The organism is Streptococcus sp. V919 (assembly GCF_054353475.1).
Window position 1 is genome coordinate 185567 of the sequence record NZ_JBTHHY010000001.1, and the last position, 21706, is coordinate 207272.

Consider the following 21706-nt stretch of genomic DNA (forward strand, 5'->3'; position numbering starts at 1 on the left):
TGTTAAAAGAAAAAGGAGCAAAACTAAATGAAACGTATTGCTGTTTTGACTAGTGGTGGAGACGCCCCTGGTATGAATGCTGCTATCCGTGCAGTTGTTCGTCAAGCAATCTCAGAAGGAATGGAAGTATTTGGTATCTATGATGGATACGCTGGTATGGTTGCTGGTGAGATTTATCCACTTGATGCTGCTTCAGTGGGAGACATCATTTCACGTGGTGGTACTTTCCTTCACTCTGCTCGTTACCCTGAGTTTGCACAACTTGAAGGTCAACTAAAAGGGATTGAGCAGTTGAAAAAACATGGTATCGAAGGTGTCGTAGTTATCGGTGGTGATGGTTCTTATCATGGAGCTATGCGCTTGACTGAGCATGGATTCCCTGCTATTGGACTTCCAGGTACAATCGATAACGATATCGTAGGTACTGACTTCACAATCGGATTTGATACTGCAGTTACGACTGCAATGGACGCGATTGATAAGATTCGTGATACATCATCAAGTCACCGTCGTACTTTCGTAGTTGAAGTAATGGGACGTAACGCAGGTGATATCGCTCTTTGGGCAGGTATCGCGACTGGTGCTGACGAAATCATCATCCCTGAAGAAGGTTTCAAATTTGAAGATATCGTAGCAAGTATCAAAGCTGGTTATGAACACGGTAAAAAACACAACATTATCGTTTTGGCAGAAGGTGTTATGTCAGCGGCTGAATTTGGTCAAAAACTAAAAGAAGCTGGAGATACAAGTGACCTTCGTGTAACAGAACTTGGTCACATCCAACGTGGTGGTTCACCAACTGCTCGTGACCGTGTATTGGCGTCACGTATGGGTGCACACGCTGTTAAACTCCTTAAACAAGGAATCGGTGGTGTCGCTGTCGGTATTCGTAACGAGAAAATGGTTGAAAATCCAATTCTAGGAACAGCAGAAGAAGGAGCTTTGTTTAGCTTAACAGCTGATGGTAAGATTGTTGTCAATAACCCTCACAAAGCTGATATTGAGCTTTCTGACTTGAACAAGAGCTTGTCATAATCAACTTTAACTAATCTGGTAAAATGACCATAAAAGGTCGAATTATATAAAGGAGTCACAAAAATCATGAACAAACGTGTAAAAATCGTTGCAACTTTGGGTCCTGCGGTAGAAATCCGTGGTGGTAAAAAATTCGGTGATGACGGATACTGGGGTGAAAAACTTGACGTTGAAGCTTCAGCTAAAAATATTGCTCAATTGATTGAAGCAGGAGCTAACACTTTCCGTTTCAACTTCTCACACGGTGACCACCAAGAACAAGGTGACCGTATGGCAACTGTTAAACTCGCAGAAAAACTTGCAGGTAAAAAAGTTGGTTTCCTTCTTGATACTAAAGGACCAGAAATCCGTACAGAATTGTTCGAAGGCGATGCAAAAGAGTATTCATACAAAACTGGTGAAAAAATCCGTGTTGCAACTAAACAAGGAATCAAATCAACTCGTGAAGTGATTGCTTTGAACGTTGCTGGAGCTCTTGACATCTATGATGACGTTGAAGTTGGTCGCCAAGTATTGGTTGACGATGGTAAACTTGGTCTTCGTGTTGTAGAAAAAGACGATGCAACTCGTGAATTTGTAGTTGAAGTTGAAAACGACGGTGTGATCGCTAAACAAAAAGGTGTAAACATCCCTAACACAAAAATTCCTTTCCCAGCTCTTGCTGAACGTGATAACGCTGATATCCGCTTCGGTCTTGAACAAGGTATCAACTTCATCGCGATTTCATTCGTACGTACTGCAAAAGACGTGAACGAAGTTCGTGCTATCTGTGAAGAAACTGGTAACGGTCATGTTCAATTGTTCGCTAAAATTGAAAACCAACAAGGTATCGATAACTTGGACGAAATCATTGAAGCTGCTGACGGTATCATGATCGCTCGTGGTGACATGGGTATCGAAGTACCATTCGAAATGGTTCCAGTTTACCAAAAAATGATCATCACTAAAGTAAACGCTGCTGGTAAAGTTGTTATCACTGCAACAAACATGCTTGAAACAATGACTGAAAAACCACGTGCAACTCGTTCAGAAGTATCAGACGTATTTAATGCTGTTATCGACGGAACTGACGCTACTATGCTTTCAGGTGAGTCTGCAAATGGTAAATACCCACTTGAGTCTGTTCGTACAATGGCTACAATCGACAAGAACGCTCAAACTCTTCTTAACGAATACGGACGTTTGAACTCAGATTCATTTGAACGTAACTCTAAGACAGAAGTTATGGCTTCAGCAGTTAAAGATGCTACAAACTCAATGGACATCAAATTGGTTGTAACTCTTACTAAGACTGGTCACACAGCACGTTTGATTTCTAAATACCGTCCAAATGCTGATATCTTGGCATTGACATTTGACGAATTGACAGAACGTGGATTGATGTTGAACTGGGGTGTTATCCCAATGTTGACAGAAACTCCATCATCAACTGATGACATGTTTGAAATTGCTGAACGTAAAGCAGTTGAAGCAGGTCTTGTACAATCTGGTGACGATATCGTTATCGTAGCAGGTGTGCCACTTGGTGAAGCAGTTCGTACAAACACTATGCGTATCCGTACTGTACGTTAATCAAAAAATAAAAACCTATCACATCAAGCGTTCGCGCTTGGGTGATAGGCTTTTTTTTCTATCTGAACTATAAAAGATTTTAAAAAAAGCTTTCTGGAAAACCAGAAAGCATGAGAGGCATCTCCATGTGAGAAACCGGTTCACACAATTTCTCAAGGTCCGCTCCTGCGTTAATGACCTCCTTTGCGCAATTGTAGCTCTCGCTACATATCGACTCATCGCAGATTTTATTTTACTATAGGGGCAATACTTTGTCAAGAAAAAACAGTTCCTAAAAAAGGAACTGATAAATAATGCTAATTGCCGGGATCGAACCGGCGACCTCATCCTTACCATGGATGCGCTCTGCCTACTGAGCTAAATCAGCTTACCTAGAAAGTATACTATAGATTTAGGCTTTTGTCAATATGTTGAAGAGTATCTTAACTCATTGAAAAAAGCCCAAGTAATCAACTTAGGCTTGTGAAGATTGGATTATTGTAGTTGTTTTCTCTTTTTGTCTGGGTCCCAAACAAAACTTGCTACAAAGGTAAAGAGAATTGTCAGAATTCCGATAATAATTGCGAGAAGTAGTGCAGGGATACGGATGAACCACCAGAGTGGATTTGGTTTTTTGTTATTGTGCCATTGTTTTGTTTCTTCATCTAGACGCTGGAATTCAGATTGGATACGGTCTGCAACCATCTCAATTCCTTCATCATTCATCTTTTTAATATCAGAGATATCAATAGGATTTCCGAAGTTCATATCAATACGTTCACGGCTGACAAGCCCTTTTAGAGTCATAGGACCAGTATAGGTAACAGGCATGATGCGAACTTTGGCCATCTTTGCAATGAGAGCTACACCACCCTTAACATCATTGGAATGACGACTACCGCTTGGAAACATAATCAGTGAACGATTACTTTTTTTAAGAACATTGATTGGATACTTGATGGCAGAAGAATTTGGATTTTCTCGGTCAATCGGGAAGGCGCCACACATGCGAATCCACCAACCAAAGATACGATTTGAAAAGAGTTCTTTTTTGGCCATAAAGACAAATTGTTTCGGTTTTGTTGCAAAAGCCATGTAGACTGGATCCCACCAAGTACGGTGTGGGGCAACAAGGATATAGTTCTCATCTAAACTTGGAATTTTTTCAGTATTGTGAAAGTGAGCATTTCCATTGATCGACCATAAAATCAACATAACTAGCCCACGTAGATAAGTATAAAACATGGTGTCTCCTTCAGTTTTCTTTCTTTTATTATACCCTATCATAGTAGGACAGGCAAATGTTTTTTGTAAAGGCTGAAAAGCTCTTTATTTGAAATTAGAATTATTTAAAAAAAAATGATATGATAGAATTTATGGATAAAAATAAAATGTTGGGCTTAAGCCAATCAGAAGTTAAAGATCGTCAGAAACAGGGACAGGTCAATGATTTCAAAGCTTCAGCTAGTACGAGTACCTGGCAGATTATAAAGCGAAATGTCTTTACTTTATTCAATGCATTAAACTTTGCCATCGCCTTAGCACTCGCTTTTGTTCAAGCATGGAGCAACTTGGTCTTCTTTGCGGTTATCTGTTTTAATGCTTTTTCAGGAATTGTAACTGAATTACGTGCCAAGCATATGGTTGATAAACTCAATCTCTTGAATAAAGAAAAGATTACGACTATTCGTGATGGACAAGAGATCGCTTTGGACCCTGAAGAGCTTATTTTGGATGATGTGATACGCTTGTCTGCAGGGGATCAGATTCCAAGTGATGCGATTGTATTAGAAGGCTTTGCAGAAGTCAATGAAGCCATGTTAACAGGCGAGAGTGACCTGGTACAAAAAGAAGTCGAAGACTTGATACTGTCAGGAAGCTTTCTTGCAAGTGGGTCTGTCTTTGCACAGGTTCATCATGTTGGAGCAGACAACTATGCTGCTAAACTCATGCTTGAAGCTAAGACCGTTAAACCAATCAATTCCCGTATCATGAAATCACTTGATCAACTTGCAGGCTTTACTGGGAAAATCATCATTCCATTTGGAATTGCCCTCTTGCTTGAAGCTTTGGTCTTAAAAGGTTTACCCCTTAAATCTTCTGTAGTGAATTCTTCTACAGCTCTTTTGGGGATGTTGCCTAAGGGAATCGCACTTTTGACCATTACCTCTCTTTTAACCGCTGTTATCAAGCTAGGTTTGAAGAAGGTCTTGGTGCAGGAGATGTATTCTGTTGAAACCCTTGCACGCGTGGATATGCTTTGTTTGGATAAAACAGGTACCATTACTCAAGGGAAGATGCAGGTTGAGACTGTTCTTCCTCTGACCCAGGCTTATGACAAGGATGCTATTGCAAAAATACTAACCAGCTATATGGCACACAGTGAGGATAAAAATCCAACTGCTCAAGCTATTCGAAAGCGTTTTGCGGGAGAGGTAGCCTATCCGATGATTTCTAGTCTTCCATTTTCTAGTGATCGAAAATGGGGAGCGATGGAATTGGAAGGTCTCGGAACTGTTTTCCTAGGTGCACCTGAGATGTTGTTGGATGCTGAAGTTCCTGAAGCTAGGGAAGCTCTTGAACGCGGGTCTCGTGTCTTGGTTCTGGCCCTCAGTCAAGAAAAACTTGATCACCATAAACCGCAGAAACCATCGGATATGCAGGCCTTGGCTTTGCTTGAGATTCTGGATCCAATTCGAGAAGGGGCTGCTGAAACTTTAGACTATCTTCGTTCTCAGGAAGTTGGGCTGAAAATTATCTCTGGTGATAATCCAGTTACCGTTTCAAGTATTGCTCAAAAAGCTGGTTTTGCAGATTACCACAGCTATGTAGATTGCTCGAAAATTACTGATGAAGAGTTGGTTGCCATGGCTGAGGAGACAGCGATTTTTGGACGTGTCTCTCCTCATCAAAAGAAATTGATTATTCAAACTCTGAAAAAAGCAGGTCATACGACTGCCATGACAGGAGATGGTGTCAATGATATCCTTGCTCTCCGCGAGGCAGATTGTTCCATCGTGATGGCTGAAGGAGATCCAGCGACTCGTCAGATTGCAAATCTGGTTCTCTTGAACTCAGACTTTAATGATGTTCCTGAGATACTCTTTGAGGGTCGTCGTGTAGTTAATAATATTGCTCACATTGCTCCAATTTTCTTGATTAAGACCATCTATTCATTCTTATTGGCAATCATCTGTATTGCAAGTGCATTGTTAGGTCGTACTGAATGGATTTTGATTTTCCCGTTTATCCCGATTCAGATTACCATGATTGACCAGTTTGTGGAAGGTTTCCCGCCGTTCGTATTGACCTTTGAACGAAATATCAAACCTGTGGAACAAAACTTCCTCAGAAAGTCCATGCTTCGTGCTTTACCAAGTGCCTTGATGGTAGTCTTTAGCGTTCTATTTATTAAAATTTTTGGAACAAGTCAAGGCTGGTCAGCCATTGAAATTTCGACTCTTCTGTATTATCTACTAGCATCGATTGGTTTCATGTCAGTAGTTAGAGCTTGCTTGCCATTTAGTCTGTGGCGTGTTCTCTTGATTATTTGGTCAGTTGGTGGCTTCCTTGGAACAGCTCTATTCCCAAGAATCCAAAAATTGCTTGAAATTTCAACACTTACAGGACAAACATTACCTGTCTATGGCATTATGATGGTCATATTTGCTGTCATTTTCATCCTGACAAGTCGTTATCAAGCTAGAAGATAAAGAAAGGCTGCAATCCTTGATTGCGGTCTTTTTTAGGTACAGGATTGCTAGATAAAATATGGTATAATAAAGGGAAATAGACTTTTGGAAAGTGAGAGAAGATGATTTCAAAGAGGTTAGAAACGGTAGCTTCTTTTGTTCCGCAAGGAGCCGTTTTACTTGATGTTGGGAGCGACCATGCTTATTTACCGATTGAATTAGTTGAAAAGGGTCATATCGAACGAGCTATTGCAGGAGAAGTTGTAGAAGGTCCCTATCAATCTGCAGTTACAAATGTTGAAAGTCATGGTTTGACTGAGAAAATTCAGGTTCGTTTAGCCAATGGTTTAGCAGCTTTCGAAGAAAGTGACCAGGTCTCTGTCATCACTATTGCTGGAATGGGTGGTCGTTTGATTGCTACGATTTTGGAAGAGGGATTAGGTAAACTAGCCAATGTTGAGCGTTTGATTCTTCAACCGAATAATCGTGAAGACGAGTTACGTAGTTGGCTACAAGAGCATGGTTTTCAAATCATAGCAGAAAGTATCCTAGAAGAAGCTGGGAAATTCTATGAGATCATAGTTGCAGAAGCTGGCGAAATGAAGCTATCAGCCACTGATGTTCGGTTTGGCCTCTTCTTGTCCAAAGAAGGCAGTCCAGTCTTCATCCAAAAATGGAAAAAAGAAGCTGCTAAGCTTGAGTTTGCCCTTAGTCAAATTCCAGAAAAAAATCAAGAAGAACGTCAGGTTCTAGCAGATAAAATTCAAGCCATCAAGGAGGTGCTCCATGAAAGCAAGTGAAGTGATTAAGCGTTATGAAGCCTATTGCCCACAAGAATTTTCTATGGAAGGTGATAGTCGTGGTCTGCAAATTGGCACTCTAGATAAGGATATCCAAAAAATCATGGTTGCTCTTGATATCCGTGAAGAGACAGTCGCTGAAGCTATTGAAATGGGTGTTGATTTGATTATCGTTAAGCACGCCCCTATCTTTCGTCCGATCAAGGATTTGGTAGCTAGTCGTCCTCAAAATCAGATTTACATCAATCTCATCAAGCACGATATTGCCGTCTACGTCAGTCATACTAATATAGATATTGTTGAAAATGGTCTTAATGATTGGTTCTGCCAACTATTGGGTATTGAGGATACAACTTATCTGCAGGAAACAGATCCTGAACGTGGGATTGGCCGTATTGGAGCTATTAGACCTCAAACATTTAAGGAATTTGCTGACTATGTTAAGGAAGTCTTTGGTCTAGATAGTCTCCGTATGGTGTATTATAAAGAGAGCGATTTGCAAAAAACCATCTCAAGAGTGGCTATCTGTGGTGGAAGTGGTCAATCATTCTATCCTGATGCTTTAGCAAAAGGAGCGGATGTCTACATTACTGGAGACATATACTACCACACTGCCCAAGATATGCTGTCAGATGGTTTGTTAGTTCTAGATCCGGGACACTATATCGAAGTGCTTTTTATCGAAAAAATTGCAGAGCTCTTGAACGAATGGAAGAAAGAGAATGCTTGGTCTCTCGAAGTTATCGCAAGTCAGGCATCGACCAATCCTTTCCACCATATCTAATTAGAAGGTATAAAAAATGAAAAAAGTTGCCATTGTAGGAGCAGGGATTGTAGGGGCAACGGCCGCCTACTACCTCTCTAAAGAAGCAGATATCGAAGTAACTGTCTTTGATCATGGATACGGCCAAGCGACCAAGGCAGCTGCAGGAATCATTAGTCCTTGGTTCTCTAAACGACGTAATAAAGCTTGGTACAAGATGGCTCGCTTGGGAGCGGATTTTTATGTGGATTTATTGGCTGATTTAGAAAAATCTGGTCAAAAGGTTGATTTCTACCAGCGCTCAGGAGTCTTAATTCTCAAAAAAGATGATTCCAAGCTCGAAGAACTCTATGACTTAGCCTTGCAACGTAGGGATGAATCTCCCTTAATTGGCGAATTAGCCATTTTGGACCAAGCTACTACAAGTAACCTATTCCCTGGATTAGAGGGATTTGAGAGATTGCTCTATGCTTCTGGAGGAGCTCGAGTAGATGGGCAACTTATAGTCAGTCGTTTACTTGAAGCAAGTCAGGTTAAGGTCATAAAGAAAGAGGTCAGTCTAAAACCTCTATCATCGGGTTATCAAATAGGCAACCAAGTGTTTGACCAAGTTATCTTGTCCACAGGAGCTTGGCTTGGACACATGTTAGAGCCTTTAGGCTATGAGGTTGATGTTCGTCCTCAAAAAGGACAACTTAGAGATTATCAAGTGCCACAAGACATGGGAGCCTACCCTGTAGTTATGCCAGAAGGAGAGTGGGATTTGATACCATTTCCAGGCGGTAAATTATCTTTAGGGGCTACCCATGAAAATGACATGGGATTTGATTTGACTGTTGATGAGAAGTTACTCCTTCAAATGGAAGAAGCAGCAAGTCTATTTTATCCTAGCTTAAAAGGTGCAATGATTAGTGGAGAACGTGTAGGAATTCGAGCTTATACGAGTGACTTTTCTCCATTTTTCGGACTGGTCCCAAATTTATCAGAAGTCTATACAGCAAGTGGTCTAGGATCTTCAGGGTTAACGACTGGTCCTATTATCGGTTATCACCTAGCTCAAATGCTTCAAGGAAGAAGTGGAGTATTGGATCCAGCAGATTATCCAACTGAGAGATATATTAAAGAGAAACAATCGTAAATCTTTTACCTAGTTTTTACGGTAGTCTTAGGAAAGTAAATGACTTTCCCTATCAAAAATGGTAAAATGAAAAAAATAATCCAAGAATTGAGGAAATAAAATGCAAGAAAAAATTCTGGTTACAGGTGGAGCAGGTTTCATCGGAACTCACACTGTTATTGAATTGGTTCAAGCCGGACACCAAGTAGTTGTCGTGGATAATTTGGTAAACAGTAGCCGTAAAAGCTTAGAAGTGGTGGAAAGAATTACTGGCGTAGAAATTCCTTTCTATGAAGCAGACATTCGTGATACTGAAACTCTTCGTGATATTTTCAGAAATGAAGAACCAACAGGAGTGATTCATTTTGCTGGTTTGAAGGCTGTAGGGGAATCTACACGTATACCACTAGCATACTATGATAACAATATTGCAGGTACTCTCAGTCTCTTGAAAGTCATGGAAGAGACAAATTGTAAAAATATCATCTTTAGCTCATCAGCAACAGTATATGGAGATCCTCATACAGTTCCAATCTTAGAAGATTTCCCACTTTCAGCTACTAACCCTTATGGTCGTACCAAGCTAATGCTTGAAGAAATCTTGACAGATATCTATAAAGCCGATTCAGAATGGAACGTTGTGTTGCTTCGTTATTTCAACCCAATTGGAGCCCATAAGAGTGGTGACTTAGGTGAAAATCCAAACGGTATTCCAAACAACCTTTTGCCATATGTGACACAAGTTGCAGTTGGTAAGTTGGAACAAGTTCAAGTATTTGGAGATGACTACGATACTGAAGATGGAACAGGTGTACGTGACTATATCCACGTTGTTGATCTTGCGAAAGGACACGTTGCAGCACTTAAGAAACTTCAAAAGGGTTCAGGTCTAAATATTTATAATCTTGGTACAGGAAAAGGTTACTCTGTTCTTGAAATTATCCAAAATATGGAAAAAGCTGTTGGTCGCCCAATTCCTTACCGAATTGTTGAACGCCGCCCAGGTGATATTGCAGCTTGCTACTCAGATCCAGCAAAAGCTAAGGCAGAGCTCGGTTGGGAAGCAGAACTTGGTATTACAGAGATGTGTGAGGATGCATGGCGTTGGCAAAGTCAGCATCCAAATGGATTTGAAGATTAAATAAAAAGAGGTATTATAGAAAAAAGAGGAAGAAATTCCTCTTTTTTAACAATCAATAGAAAATAGCAACTAAAAATCCATCAGTTATAAAAATGTTTAACGAACAATTAAAATAGAATAAAATAAGTCTGTAAAAAGACTATAAATTTCTATAAAAATATGCTAAACTAGAGGGAGTGGAAAATAGAAGTCTATACTCCACAACAATTTAAGATTCATCTTTGATTAGAGCACGAGTAGGGCAATTTTTAACGGCTTCTAAAATATTGGCGCTAGAAGGGATTTCTCTCTCTAATTGTTCAGGATCATCGAAAAAACGGACGATGCCATTATCATGGTAATCAAATAAATCCGAATAAGTTTGGCAAAGCCCACAGGCAATGCAACGTTCAGGTATAAGCGTAATTTTCATATTTATATTGTAATAAGAAATTAAAAAAAACTCAAGGAGTAAGGTATGGAAAAGGAACCGTGGCAAGAAGATATTTATGAAAACCAGGAAGAAGAAACAAGAACAGAACGTCGCCATCGTAATCAATATGATTCAGGTATCTTGGCTAATCATATTTTAACTGTTTTAGCAATTATTTTCTTTGTGATTGTTGTTGGGATGATAGTCGTACTAGTTTACTTATCATCTGGTGGAAGTGACCGCACTTCGACATTGAAAGATTTTTATGATTCTTCAGATCCAAAAGTAGAAGAAGTTACAACAGTGGCTACTACTGCTCAGTCAACAGAAGCAGAGACAACTCAACAAGAACGTACAGAGGCGCATACTGATTCTGAAGGAACTATTACAGTTTTGCCAGGAGAAGGGGAAGCAGCGATTGCAGCTCGAGCGGGGATTTCTATTGCTCAACTTGAAGCTTTGAATCCTGGTCATATGTCTACTGGGACTTGGTTTGCAAATCCTGGTGATGTCCTTAAGACAAGATAGGAGTGACGATGAAAACAATTCAGATTGCCATTGATGGACCAGCATCCAGTGGTAAGAGTACGGTAGCTAAGATTATCGCTAAGGACTTTGGCTATACGTATCTGGATACGGGTGCTATGTATCGTGCTGCGACTTACATCGCTTTGAACAACCAAGTTAGTCCAGAAGAGTCTTCACGACTTCTTGAATTACTGGAACAATATCCGATTAGCTTTGGTCGCGCTGAAACAGGAGAACAGCTTGTTTTTGTTGGAGATGTCGATGTGACAAATCCAATCCGTGAAAATGAAGTAACCAATGCTGTTTCTGCCTTTGCTGCTATTCCAGCTGTTCGAGAAAAATTAGTAGCTCTCCAGCAAGAGATTGCCCAGCAAGGTGGTATTGTCATGGATGGTCGTGATATTGGTACAGTGGTCTTGCCTAAGGCTGAATTGAAGATTTTTCTTGTAGCATCTGTAGATGAACGTGCAGAACGTCGTTACAAAGAAAATCTTTCAAAGGGAATCGAAACGGATTTGGAAACTTTGAAGGAAGAGATTGCTGCGCGTGACTACAAAGATAGTCATCGTGAAACTTCGCCTCTAAAACAAGCTGAGGATGCAATCTATTTGGATACAACTGGACTCTCTATTTTAGAGGTTGTTGAAAAAATCAAATCAGAAGCACAAAAACATTTATAAGAAACTAAAAAAACGATGAACCGGGTTTCGGTTGATCGTTTTTTTATCATGATTTGTCAAATAGCCTTTTTTAAGGTATAATAGTTGCTGTTAAAGAAAATTTGACAATCAAATAATCAACATTTTTTTAAGGAGATAAAATGAGTCAACTACCAAATTGCCCAAAATGTAATTCAGAATATGTCTACGAAGATGGCGCACTTCTAGTTTGTCCAGAATGTGCTTACGAGTGGAATCCTGCTGATCAAGCAGAAGTTGAAGAAGGTCTTGTTGCCATCGATGCAAATGGGAACAAACTAGCTGATGGAGATACAGTCACTTTGATTAAGGACCTTAAGGTCAAAGGTGCTCCTAAAGACCTCAAGCAAGGAACTCGTGTGAAAAACATCCGTATTGTAGAAGGTGACCACAACATCGACTGTAAGATTGATGGTTTTGGCGCTATGAAACTTAAATCAGAATTTGTGAAGAAGATTTAATCATGATTAAAAACGAAAAAGTAATATTTTATAGTCGTATCTTTTTATTTATAGCAGCCTTTACCGGTGTATACTTGGAGATTACCAAACGCGGTGGTTTAGGGATGTTGCTTTACTACACAGTACTTTCTAACCTTTTGGTTGTACTCTTTACAGGTTATCTTTTGTTAAAGATGCGTAGTGGTGGTGATAGTTGGCAGAGTCCTGGTATTCTACGTCTCAAAGGTGGCGTCACTATGAGTATTATGATTACTTGTGTCATCTATCATTTCATGCTAGCTCCTTTGACGACAGATTTTTACCGTTTGGAAAATTTCCTTTGTCATTATATTGTCCCTCTCTGGTTTTTAGCAGATACAATTATTTTTGACAAGAGTCGCCAATATAAGTTGGTTGATCCCATGCTTTGGACAAGTCTTCCTTTGCTTTATATGATTTTTGCCATCTTAAACGGTTTTGTTCTAAAGATGGATGTCCCTAATGCTAAGGATAGTCCCTTCCCTTATTTCTTTTTGAATGCTACCAAACATGGTTGGGGCTTTGTCTTTAAATGGGCAGCCACTATCTTTGTTGCTTATATGGTTTCAGGATATCTCTTTTATCTTGTGAAAAGTATTAAAAAGTCTAAGAAATAAGAGTACCCCATTGTGGGTACTTTTTTATGCTTGGATAATTGTACCCGGACAATTTAACTTTTTTTATCTTGTCCTCGAGTTAATTCTATTTTAAAATAAACATGTAGCTACCAATACATCTATTGAGGAAGAAAAAATGACTGAAAATCGTTATGAATTAAATAAGAATTTGGCACAGATGCTTAAGGGTGGCGTCATCATGGATGTTCAAAATCCTGAACAGGCAAGAATTGCTGAGGCTGCAGGTGCAGCAGCAGTTATGGCCTTGGAACGAATCCCAGCTGATATTCGTGCGGCCGGTGGTGTCTCTCGTATGAGTGATCCAAAGATGATTAAGGAAATCCAAGAAGCGGTCAGCATTCCAGTTATGGCTAAGGTTCGTATTGGGCATTTTGTTGAAGCTCAGATTTTAGAAGCCATCGAGATTGACTATATCGATGAAAGTGAAGTGTTATCTCCAGCTGATGATCGTTTCCATGTGGACAAGAAAGAATTCCAAGTTCCTTTTGTTTGTGGTGCAAAAGACCTAGGAGAAGCCTTGCGTCGTATCGCTGAAGGAGCATCAATGCTCCGTACAAAAGGAGAGCCAGGAACAGGAGATATCGTTCAGGCAGTCCGCCATATGCGTATGATGAATCAAGAAATCCGCCGCATTCAAAATCTCCGTGAAGATGAACTTTATGTCGCAGCAAAAGAACTCCAAGTTCCAGTAGAATTGGTTCAATACGTCCACGAACATGGGAAATTACCAGTTGTCAACTTTGCAGCCGGTGGTGTGGCAACACCAGCAGACGCTGCTCTTATGATGCAACTCGGTGCGGAAGGCGTCTTTGTCGGCTCAGGGATTTTCAAGTCAGGTGATCCTGTCAAACGTGCGGCAGCAATTGTCAAGGCTGTTACCAACTATCAAAATCCTCAAATTCTGGCTGAAATATCTGAAAATTTAGGAGAAGCCATGGTAGGTATCAACGAGAACGAGATTCAAATTCTCATGTCTGAGCGAGGAAAATAGATGAAGGTCGGAATATTAGCCTTGCAGGGAGCCTTTGTAGAACATGAAAAAATGCTTGCTGAACTAGGAGTTGAAAGTATTGAATTGCGAAATCTTGAAGACTTTCAACAACATCAGAGTGACTTGTCAGGTTTGATTTTACCTGGCGGTGAGTCGACAGCTATGGGAAAACTCCTACGTGACCAGAATATGCTACTCCCTCTAAGAGATGCTATTCTTGATGGGTTACCAGTCTTTGGGACTTGTGCTGGTTTGATTTTGCTAGCGAGACAAATCGCTTCTCAAGAGAAAAGTCATCTGGCGACTATGGATATAGTAGTAGAGCGTAATGCCTATGGGCGTCAGCTAGGAAGTTTTTATACTGAGGCAGACTGTAAAGGTGTTGGCAAAATTCCCATGACCTTTATCCGTGGACCTATTATTAGTGAAGTTGGTAAGGGTGTTGATGTTCTGGCAGTAGTGAATCATCAAATCGTTGCTGCTCAAGAAAAGAATATGCTAGTGACTTCATTTCATCCGGAATTGACAAATGATCTTCGCTTGCACCAGTATTTTATCAATATGTGCAAATAAAAAAGAGGTTGGGATTTTCCCAACTTCTTTTTTTACATATAATAAACAATGGCAATGTATTGCAGAGCTGAGGCTGCTAGGATGAAGAGATGCCAAATCATATGAAAGTATGGTTTCTTCTTAGCGTAGAACCCAGCACCAACTGTATAGCATAGACCTCCTGATACCATGAGACACCAGAACATTGGATTTGTTTGGCTGATAATTGCTGGTAAGATTGCTACAACTAGCCATCCCATGATAAGGTATAGAATGAGACTAAATTTTTCATTGACTTTTTTGGCAAAGATTTTATAAAGAATACCAAAAATAGTTGTTCCCCACTGGATAGCAATAATCAGATAACCAAACCAGTTGTTCATCAAAGTTAAAACCACAGGAGTATAAGATCCAGCGATTGCCACATAAATCATGGAATGGTCAATAATTCGCAAGACATACTTATGAGTCGAACCATAAGCCATAGAATGATAAATAGTGGATGAAAGAAACATGAGAAACAGGCTGATGACAAAAATCGAAACACCAATGGATGATAAAAATCCATGGGCCTCATAACTGTAGGTTGATGAAATAGGAAGTAAAATCAGCATGATAACTGCACCGACAGCATGGGTGACACTGTTAGCTATTTCTTCTCCAAAACTAAGTCGCTTGCTAAGTTTTAAGCTAGTATTCATTTGTTTTCTCCTCTTTGGTTTCTGTATAGACTAGTGCTAGTGTTTGATGATAGAGTTTGACCGTTTGGCAGCTTGCTCGGATAATAGGATTAGCTGGGTCTATGTCCTCATTCATATAGTTTACAAAAGCGTTGTAAAGTTCTTCTGAGTTCGTTTCTGTTTGTAGGGTATTGAGTGTTTGAGCAATTTCCTGAATCGAAAAAACAGACTTAAGAGTCGAAATAGCAATCAAACGGGCAATTTGTTTGCGTTGGTATTTTTTCTTTTCAGGTTTTGTCAGATAGCCGTGTTTTACATAGTTATTGACCATAGAAGCTGTCAAACCTTTCTCTTTATCAGGAGAAACTGGAGGACAGATTTGATTGACATAGAGTAAAACCTGGTCCAGATAGAGATTGATATTTGGAATTTCTTCCCATTTTGGGTAGGAAAAAACAGATTTCATTTCCAACTCCTTTTTATCTAGTTTTGATAACTAGATTATAAAATAATAGAAATTAAAAGTCAAGTTTTAACTGCTTGTAGAAAGCCTTAAATTATGCTATGATGAGAGAAACTAGTCAGAAAAGAGGAGATAGCATGGAAATTCGTTTAGCCTTTCCAAACGAAGTTGATGCAATTATGCAAGTGATTGAGGGAGCCAAGAAATGTTTGGCAGAAGCTGGTAGCACTCAGTGGCAAAACGGCTATCCAGATGCAGATACCATTATCGAAGATATTATATCTGGTCAAGCTTATGTAGCCTTAGAGGAAGGAGAACTCTTAGCCTATGCAGCAGTGACTAAGAGTCCAGAAAAAGCTTATGAAGCCATTTATGATGGAAACTGGGAAGGAAGAGAATCAGAATACTTAGTATTTCATCGTATCGCAGTTGCCAGTGATGTGCAAGGTCAAGGTGTTGCTCAGACCTTTTTGGAAGGCTTGATTGAAGGTTTTGATTACCTAGATTTTCGTTCAGATACGCACGCTAAAAACAAAGCCATGCAGCATATTTTTGAAAAACTTGGCTTTAAACAGGTCGGTAAAGTTCCAGTAGATGGGGAACGCTTGGCCTACCAAAAAATAAAATCAAATGCCTAAGAAGTATGCAAAAATGCTGTACAAGTCTCCGGTTGGGATTTTATCTCTGGTTGCAGATGACCACTATCTGTTTGGGATATGGATTGAAGAAGAGAGTGATTTTGAGAAGGGATTATCTGAAAATGATGTAACTCTTGTTGAAAGTCATCCCATTTTAAATCAAATTACTTCCTATTTAGAGACTTATTTTAAGGGGCAAGATCAAGACTTATCTAAGATGCCTTTAGCTCCTGTCGGTAGTGACTTCGAAAAAAGAGTCTGGAACTACTTGCGTGGAATTCCTTTTGGTCAGACAGTTACTTATGGACAAATAGCTAAGGACTTGCAGGTAGCTTCTGCCCAAGCAATCGGAGGAGCAGTAGGGCGCAATCCCTGGTCTATTCTTGTTCCCTGTCACCGTGTGCTAGGTGCTGGAGGACGTCTGACAGGCTATGCTTGGGGACTTGATAAGAAGGCTTGGCTCTTGAATCATGAAGGTGCAAGTTATCAAGAAAATAAAAAATAGAAAGAGAAAAAATGTTAGAATTTATCGAATATCCAAAATGTACAACTTGTAAAAAAGCTAAGAAAGAATTAGATCAACTTGGACTAGAATATAAAGACGTTCATATCGTTGAAGAGACTCCGAGTGAAAAGGTCATTTTAAACTGGCTCGAAACTTCGGGATTTGAATTGAAGCAATTTTTCAATACTAGTGGTATCAAATATCGTGAGCTTGGCTTAAAAGATAAGGTTGGAACTTTATCAAACAAAGAAGCAGCCAAACTTTTAGCTAGTGATGGTATGTTGTTAAAACGTCCAATATTAGTGGAGAATGGGATGGTGAAACAGATTGGTTACCGACAAACATACGATAAGTTGGAGTTGAATTAGTTTTTTTCTATCTCTTTGATAGGTAAAATATATAACCTCCCACTTTTAAAGTATGATAAACTAGAAGGTAGATAATGTACGATGTGCCGTAGCAAATATTTTATATTAGGGCAGAAGTATGATAGAATGAATCATTATCTTGAGAGGATGTTTCTATGAATGTTACAACGATTTTAGCATCTGATTGGTATCAAAATTTGATGCAATATATCCCAGACGGCAAACTCTTTAGTTGGCGTTCAGTCTTTGATGGGATTCCAAGAATAGTACAGCAATTACCGACAACTTTGATGTTGACAGTATTTGGTGCTTTTTTTGGAATTATGCTAGCCCTGCTTTTTGCCATTGTAAAAATCAATCGCGTTAGAATTCTTTATCCATTACAAGCCTTTTTTGTTAGTTTCTTAAAAGGAACTCCTATTTTAGTACAACTCATGTTGACTTATTACGGAATTCCTTTGGCACTTAAAGCATTGAATCAACAATGGGGAACTGCATTTAATATCAATGCGATTCCAGCTGCAGCGTTTGCAATTGTAGCCTTTGCTTTTAACGAGGCAGCCTATGCTAGTGAAACCATCCGTGCAGCCATTCTTTCTGTAAATCCTGGTGAGATTGAAGCTGCTCGCAGTCTTGGAATGACACGTGCACAAGTTTACCGTCGTGTGATTATTCCAAATGCTGCAGTAGTTGCGACACCAACCTTGATTAACTCCCTCATTGGATTGACCAAGGGAACTTCCCTAGCCTTCAGCGCGGGTGTCGTAGAGGTCTTTGCCCAAGCCCAAATCTTAGGTGGTGCAGATTATCGTTATTTCGAACGTTTTATCTCAGTAGCTCTAGTTTATTGGGTTGTAAATATTGCTATTGAAAATCTTGGTCGTTTCATTGAAAGAAAAATGGCGATTTCAGCACCAGATAATGTTGAGACAGATGTGAAAGGAGAGCTTCGCTAATGATTAAAATTTCAAATTTAAGCAAATCCTTTTCAGGTCAGACTGTTTTGGACCATCTGAACTTAGATATTCAAAAAGGAGAGGTCGTTGCTCTTATTGGTTCATCAGGAGCAGGAAAATCGACCTTTCTTCGTAGCCTAAATTACCTGGAAACTCCTGATAGTGGAAGTATTCAGATTGATGATTTCAAAGTGGATTTTTCTCAAATTACGCAAGAAGAAATTCTGACTCTTCGTCGCAAACTATCTATGGTGTTCCAACAGTTCAATCTGTTTGAGCGTAGAACAGCCTTAGACAATGTCAAGGAAGGTTTGGTAGTAGTTAAAAAACTATCCGATGAAGAGGCGACTAAGATAGCTAAAGAAGAGTTGGCTAAGGTTGGTTTATCTGATCGTCAACAACACTATCCTCGCCACTTGTCAGGTGGACAAAAACAACGAGTAGCCTTGGCGCGTGCTTTGGCTATGAAACCGGACGTCTTACTCTTGGATGAGCCAACTTCAGCACTGGATCCAGAATTGGTTGGTGAGGTAGAAAGATCTATCGCCAATGCCGCTAAATCAGGCCAAACCATGATTTTGGTGAGTCATGATATGTCCTTTGTCTCTCAAGTGGCTGATAAGGTTTTGTTCTTAGACAAAGGAAAGATTATCGAATCTGGAACACCAGATGAAATCATCAATCATCCAAAAGAAGAACGAACAAAAGAATTCTTTGCTAGTTACAAACGAACCTATATTTGATATAATAGAAGATAAGAAAGACTCAGTTGGCTAAGCTAACTGGGTTTACTCTTTAAAAATAATAGAAATGAGAGAGAGCATGTTAGTTCAGCTATTTGCTTTGTATTTAGAGAGTTTGGTTTTGACGATTTTACTAGTCTTGGTTGTTTTAGGACTTTGGATCGGTTTTAGAGCTCTATCAGGCGCTGATAAAACTGCCAAGGAGCGTCAAGCTCATCTTTACGATATGATTATGATTGGAGTTTTAACAATTCCAGTATTGTCTTTTGCAACCATGAGTATCTTGTTGGTTCTCAAGGCATAATACTTGTCAAATGATTTATGATTCGTTAGAATAAAAGTAGTTACAACAAGAAAGAAGGAAAGAGAATGTACGATACGATTATTATAGGTGCAGGCCCTGCTGGGATGACTGCGGCCTTGTATGCAGCACGCAGTAATCTCAAAGTGGCTTTGATTGAAGGTGGGCTTCCTGGCGGTCAGATGAACAACACCTTTGACATTGAAAACTATCCAGGATATGCCAATATCAGCGGTCCTGAATTAGCAGAAAAGATGTTTGAACCTCTTGAAAATCTAGGAGTTGAACATCTATATGGCTTTGTAGAAAATATTGAGAACCATGGTGATGTTAAAAAAGTAATCACTGATGATCAAGAATTTGAAACTCGCACAGTCATCGTTGCGACTGGTTCTAAGCACCATCTCTTGGGAGTTCCAGGTGAAGAAGAACTAAATAGCCGTGGTGTTTCTTATTGTGCGGTTTGTGATGGAGCCTTTTTCCGTGACCAAGATTTATTGGTTGTGGGTGGAGGAGATTCGGCTGTTGAAGAAGCTATCTTCTTAACTCAGTTCGCCAAATCTGTAACCATCGTTCACCGTCGTGATGAACTTCGTGCCCAAAAAGTCTTGCAAGACCGTGCCTTTGCTAATGATAAAATCAAATTCATTTGGGATTCTGTCGTAAAAGAAATCAAGGGTGAAAACCGTGTGGAGTCAGTTGTCATTGAAAATGTTAAAACAAATCAAGTGACTGAACATGCCTTTGGTGGTGTATTTATCTACGTTGGTTTAGATCCAGTTAGTGATTTTACAAAGGATTTACAAATCCAAGATGAATCAGGTTGGATTGTGACAGATGACCATATGAAAACAAGGGTTGCAGGAGTCTTTGCAGTTGGGGATGTTCGTCAAAAGGACCTTCGTCAAGTTACAACAGCAGTTGGAGATGGCGCCATTGCAGGTCAAGAAGCCTATAAATATATTACTGAACATAATTAAAAAGGCGGTGGGACAGAAATCAATAGACGAAGTCTCGATTTCGTAGTCCCAGCCCCGCGAGGATGATTAGGAGCTTTTTGGAGTCTAAAAGACGAACAAAAAGTTCAATCAGCTACCGCGTCAAAGTTTGATTGCTAATAAAAAGTGAGGTCGGGATCTTTTGTCCCAACCTCACTCTTTTTATAATCGATTTCTGAAGACTTCGTACATAAGAATAGCAGCAGCAACACTGGCATTGAGACTTTGTACGTGTCCGTTCATTGGAATAGTAATCATCTCGTCCACTTGCTTCTTGATGTTACTTGAGATACCTTTTCCTTCATTTCCGATAATGAGAGCAACTTTGCCACTTGTATTCCATTTATGGCAAGGTGTTCCGTTCATATCAGTTCCAAAAGTCCAGAATCCCTCGTCTTTGAGTTTGTCCAAGGTTTGACTAAGATTAGTGACTCGGGCAATAGGAACATGTTCAATCGCACCTGTTGCTGTTTTTGCTACGACAGGAGTGACGCCGACAGCTCGGTGTTTGGGAATAATAACACCTGAAACATTGGTTGCATCCGCTGTTCTCAAGATAGAACCGAGATTATGTGGGTCTGTTAAACCATCAAGAATTAGCAGTAGTGGGTTTTCTTCTTGGCGTGTTTTTGTAAGAATCTGCTCAAGTTCTGTATAGGCAAATTCAGAAACACGCAAAACAAAACCTTGGTGAACAGCACCCTCAGTCATTTCAGAAAGTGATTTTTTTGAAGTCCAAGAGATAGATACTTTCTTTTCTGTAGCTAGTTCCTTAACTTTTTCTACGTTTTTTCCTCGTAGATCATCCTGGAGATAGAGTTTATTTCCAGTATTTGCTAAAAGTGCTTCCGTAACGGCGTGAACGCCATAGACAATATCATTTGTTTTCATGGCTCTATTATAACATAAAACCCCGTCTTGCAACGGGATTTTCTTTATTCGAGAATGAGTAGGCCTTCTTTGATTTCAAAGGGATCTTTTTCGTTAATTCGATCGTAAAACATAATACCATTTAAGTGGTCAATTTCATGTTGGACAACGATTGAGTTGTAGCCTTTTAGCTTGATACGATGTTTTTCGCCATCCTTGTCAAAGTAGTCAACAGTCACTCGAGCATGACGGATAACATAACCAGGTACAGCTCGATCGACTGATAGACAACCTTCTCCCTCGCCTAGAGCAGCATCTTGAACTGAGTGTGAAACAATCTTAGGATTGTACATAACAGCTTGTAAATCATAGGCTTCCTGAGGTGTTTCACCATCCTCAGTGATATTTGGAACCAAAACAGCGATGATGCGTTTTGAGATGTCCAATTGTGGTGCTGCAAGTCCAACTCCTCCACGTAGTCCAAGTTTTTCAGCCATAACTGGATCTTGTGAATGTTTCAAAAATTGCATCATTTTCTCACCGAGGATAATATCTTGATCACTCAATGGGAAAGTGACCTCCTCAGCAACAGCACGTAGGGTTGGATTGCCCTCGCGAATAATATCTTTCATATCAATCAAATGAGAAGCTTTTGTAATACGTTCTATAGCAGACATGTTCTCTCCTTCCTTCCATTACAATTACATGATAACACAAAACAGATGAGAAAGAAAGTGACAGAAGCCGTTAAAAAATAATAGAATAAAAGGAAATACCTATTTGTCTG

General features: G+C 39.7%; 26 protein-coding genes and 1 tRNA gene. 20 read left to right on the plus strand and 7 right to left on the minus strand.

Going from position 1 to position 21706, the window contains the following annotated elements; all coding sequences use genetic code 11:
* Nucleotides 1-27 precede the first annotated feature (27 nt).
* Together pfkA and pyk are read left to right on the plus strand one after the other, a co-directional pair.
* Nucleotides 28-1035: a 6-phosphofructokinase gene (pfkA, locus tag ACXYSK_RS00930; RefSeq protein WP_016465590.1), complete on the plus strand. Its 1008-nt coding sequence runs from the start codon at nt 28-30 to the stop codon at nt 1033-1035.
* 66 nt (nt 1036-1101) lie between these two features.
* Nucleotides 1102-2607, plus strand: coding sequence for a pyruvate kinase (gene pyk / locus ACXYSK_RS00935; protein WP_006149824.1), 1506 nt, complete (start codon nt 1102-1104; stop codon nt 2605-2607).
* 294 nt (nt 2608-2901) lie between these two features.
* Here pyk and ACXYSK_RS00940 read toward each other — a convergent pair.
* Nucleotides 2902-2974, minus strand: a tRNA-Thr gene (locus ACXYSK_RS00940).
* Nucleotides 2975-3081: 107 nt separating this feature from the next.
* Entirely contained in the window at nt 3082-3831 is a 750-nt protein-coding gene (locus ACXYSK_RS00945; RefSeq protein WP_303943889.1) for a lysophospholipid acyltransferase family protein, read from the minus strand.
* A gap of 131 nt (nt 3832-3962) precedes the next feature.
* On the opposite strand from ACXYSK_RS00945, the gene ACXYSK_RS00950 reads away from it, so the two are divergent.
* From ACXYSK_RS00950 to galE, 5 genes are all read left to right on the plus strand, one after another.
* The gene (locus ACXYSK_RS00950; RefSeq protein WP_458624733.1) at nt 3963-6299 is read left to right on the plus strand and encodes a cation-translocating P-type ATPase; all 2337 of its coding nucleotides are present in this window, start codon (nt 3963-3965) and stop codon (nt 6297-6299) included.
* Nucleotides 6300-6400: 101 nt separating this feature from the next.
* On the plus strand, nt 6401-7078 hold the full coding sequence (locus tag ACXYSK_RS00955) for a tRNA (adenine(22)-N(1))-methyltransferase (RefSeq protein ID WP_458624734.1): 678 nt from the start codon (nt 6401-6403) through the stop codon (nt 7076-7078).
* Entirely contained in the window at nt 7065-7862 is a 798-nt protein-coding gene (locus ACXYSK_RS00960; RefSeq protein ID WP_458624735.1) for a Nif3-like dinuclear metal center hexameric protein, read from the plus strand. The genes ACXYSK_RS00955 and ACXYSK_RS00960 overlap by 14 nt, the downstream gene beginning before the upstream one ends.
* Nucleotides 7863-7878: 16 nt before the next feature.
* A complete protein-coding gene (locus tag ACXYSK_RS00965; RefSeq protein ID WP_458624736.1) occupies nt 7879-8979 on the plus strand; it encodes an NAD(P)/FAD-dependent oxidoreductase in 1101 nt (366 codons plus the stop codon).
* 100 nt (nt 8980-9079) lie between these two features.
* Nucleotides 9080-10099 carry a UDP-glucose 4-epimerase GalE gene (gene galE / locus ACXYSK_RS00970; RefSeq protein ID WP_458624737.1) on the plus strand — a complete coding sequence of 340 codons (1020 nt, stop codon included), beginning with the start codon at nt 9080-9082 and terminating at the stop codon, nt 10097-10099.
* 208 nt (nt 10100-10307) lie between these two features.
* Here the strand turns inward: galE and ACXYSK_RS00975 are convergent, their stop codons facing one another.
* Complete coding sequence (locus ACXYSK_RS00975) at nt 10308-10511, minus strand: ferredoxin (protein WP_458624738.1); 204 nt, start codon at nt 10509-10511, stop codon at nt 10308-10310.
* A 45-nt stretch (nt 10512-10556) separates the two neighbouring features.
* On the opposite strand from ACXYSK_RS00975, the gene ACXYSK_RS00980 reads away from it, so the two are divergent.
* The 6 genes from ACXYSK_RS00980 to pdxT all read left to right on the plus strand — a co-directional run bounded on the left by ACXYSK_RS00980 (nt 10557) and on the right by pdxT (nt 14418).
* The gene (locus ACXYSK_RS00980) at nt 10557-11039 is read left to right on the plus strand and encodes an SAG1386/EF1546 family surface-associated protein (RefSeq protein WP_458624739.1); all 483 of its coding nucleotides are present in this window, start codon (nt 10557-10559) and stop codon (nt 11037-11039) included.
* An 8-nt stretch (nt 11040-11047) separates the two neighbouring features.
* On the plus strand, nt 11048-11719 hold the full coding sequence (gene cmk / locus ACXYSK_RS00985) for a (d)CMP kinase (protein WP_006149878.1): 672 nt from the start codon (nt 11048-11050) through the stop codon (nt 11717-11719).
* A gap of 140 nt (nt 11720-11859) precedes the next feature.
* Nucleotides 11860-12198, plus strand: a complete 339-nt coding sequence (locus ACXYSK_RS00990) for a zinc ribbon domain-containing protein YjdM (protein ID WP_458624740.1) — start codon at nt 11860-11862, stop codon at nt 12196-12198.
* Nucleotides 12199-12200: 2 nt separating this feature from the next.
* Nucleotides 12201-12833 carry a Pr6Pr family membrane protein gene (locus ACXYSK_RS00995; RefSeq protein ID WP_458624741.1) on the plus strand — a complete coding sequence of 211 codons (633 nt, stop codon included), beginning with the start codon at nt 12201-12203 and terminating at the stop codon, nt 12831-12833.
* 136 nt (nt 12834-12969) lie between these two features.
* A complete protein-coding gene (pdxS, locus tag ACXYSK_RS01000; RefSeq protein ID WP_458624742.1) occupies nt 12970-13845 on the plus strand; it encodes a pyridoxal 5'-phosphate synthase lyase subunit PdxS in 876 nt (291 codons plus the stop codon).
* A complete protein-coding gene (pdxT, locus tag ACXYSK_RS01005) occupies nt 13846-14418 on the plus strand; it encodes a pyridoxal 5'-phosphate synthase glutaminase subunit PdxT (RefSeq protein WP_458624743.1) in 573 nt (190 codons plus the stop codon). It begins immediately after the preceding gene.
* Between the two features lie 32 nt (nt 14419-14450).
* Here pdxT and trhA read toward each other — a convergent pair whose 3' ends face one another.
* Both trhA and ACXYSK_RS01015 read right to left on the minus strand, forming a co-directional pair.
* On the minus strand, nt 14451-15098 hold the full coding sequence (gene trhA, locus ACXYSK_RS01010) for a PAQR family membrane homeostasis protein TrhA (RefSeq protein ID WP_254727027.1): 648 nt from the start codon (nt 15096-15098) through the stop codon (nt 14451-14453).
* Nucleotides 15088-15543 carry a DUF1836 domain-containing protein gene (locus ACXYSK_RS01015; protein WP_458624744.1) on the minus strand — a complete coding sequence of 152 codons (456 nt, stop codon included), beginning with the start codon at nt 15541-15543 and terminating at the stop codon, nt 15088-15090. Before ACXYSK_RS01015 ends, trhA begins: the two co-directional genes overlap by 11 nt.
* Before the next feature lie 134 nt (nt 15544-15677).
* On the opposite strand from ACXYSK_RS01015, the gene ACXYSK_RS01020 reads away from it, so the two are divergent.
* The 7 genes from ACXYSK_RS01020 (at nt 15678) to trxB (ending at nt 20031) form a co-directional block, all read left to right on the plus strand.
* Nucleotides 15678-16178: an N-acetyltransferase family protein gene (locus tag ACXYSK_RS01020; protein ID WP_458624745.1), complete on the plus strand. Its 501-nt coding sequence runs from the start codon at nt 15678-15680 to the stop codon at nt 16176-16178.
* Nucleotides 16171-16683, plus strand: a complete 513-nt coding sequence (locus ACXYSK_RS01025) for a methylated-DNA--[protein]-cysteine S-methyltransferase (RefSeq protein WP_458624746.1) — start codon at nt 16171-16173, stop codon at nt 16681-16683. Before ACXYSK_RS01020 ends, ACXYSK_RS01025 begins: the two co-directional genes overlap by 8 nt.
* An 11-nt stretch (nt 16684-16694) precedes the next feature.
* Nucleotides 16695-17051 (plus strand): Spx/MgsR family RNA polymerase-binding regulatory protein, encoded by a 357-nt coding sequence (locus ACXYSK_RS01030; protein ID WP_006149946.1) that lies wholly within the window; start codon nt 16695-16697, stop codon nt 17049-17051.
* Between the two features lie 155 nt (nt 17052-17206).
* A complete protein-coding gene (locus ACXYSK_RS01035) occupies nt 17207-18007 on the plus strand; it encodes an amino acid ABC transporter permease (RefSeq protein WP_006149849.1) in 801 nt (266 codons plus the stop codon).
* Nucleotides 18007-18750, plus strand: a complete 744-nt coding sequence (locus tag ACXYSK_RS01040; RefSeq protein WP_045615514.1) for an amino acid ABC transporter ATP-binding protein — start codon at nt 18007-18009, stop codon at nt 18748-18750. The genes ACXYSK_RS01035 and ACXYSK_RS01040 overlap by 1 nt, the downstream gene beginning before the upstream one ends.
* A gap of 79 nt (nt 18751-18829) precedes the next feature.
* On the plus strand, nt 18830-19054 hold the full coding sequence (locus tag ACXYSK_RS01045; RefSeq protein WP_458624747.1) for a DUF4059 family protein: 225 nt from the start codon (nt 18830-18832) through the stop codon (nt 19052-19054).
* Nucleotides 19055-19119: 65 nt separating this feature from the next.
* Nucleotides 19120-20031 (plus strand): thioredoxin-disulfide reductase, encoded by a 912-nt coding sequence (gene trxB / locus ACXYSK_RS01050; RefSeq protein ID WP_458624748.1) that lies wholly within the window; start codon nt 19120-19122, stop codon nt 20029-20031.
* A 180-nt stretch (nt 20032-20211) separates the two neighbouring features.
* On the opposite strand, the gene rlmB is transcribed toward trxB, so the two are convergent.
* Together rlmB and def are read right to left on the minus strand one after the other, a co-directional pair.
* Complete coding sequence (rlmB, locus tag ACXYSK_RS01055; RefSeq protein ID WP_006151108.1) at nt 20212-20940, minus strand: 23S rRNA (guanosine(2251)-2'-O)-methyltransferase RlmB; 729 nt, start codon at nt 20938-20940, stop codon at nt 20212-20214.
* 44 nt (nt 20941-20984) lie between these two features.
* Nucleotides 20985-21596 carry a peptide deformylase gene (gene def, locus ACXYSK_RS01060; protein ID WP_006151109.1) on the minus strand — a complete coding sequence of 204 codons (612 nt, stop codon included), beginning with the start codon at nt 21594-21596 and terminating at the stop codon, nt 20985-20987.
* Between the last annotated feature and the right edge of the window lie 110 nt (nt 21597-21706).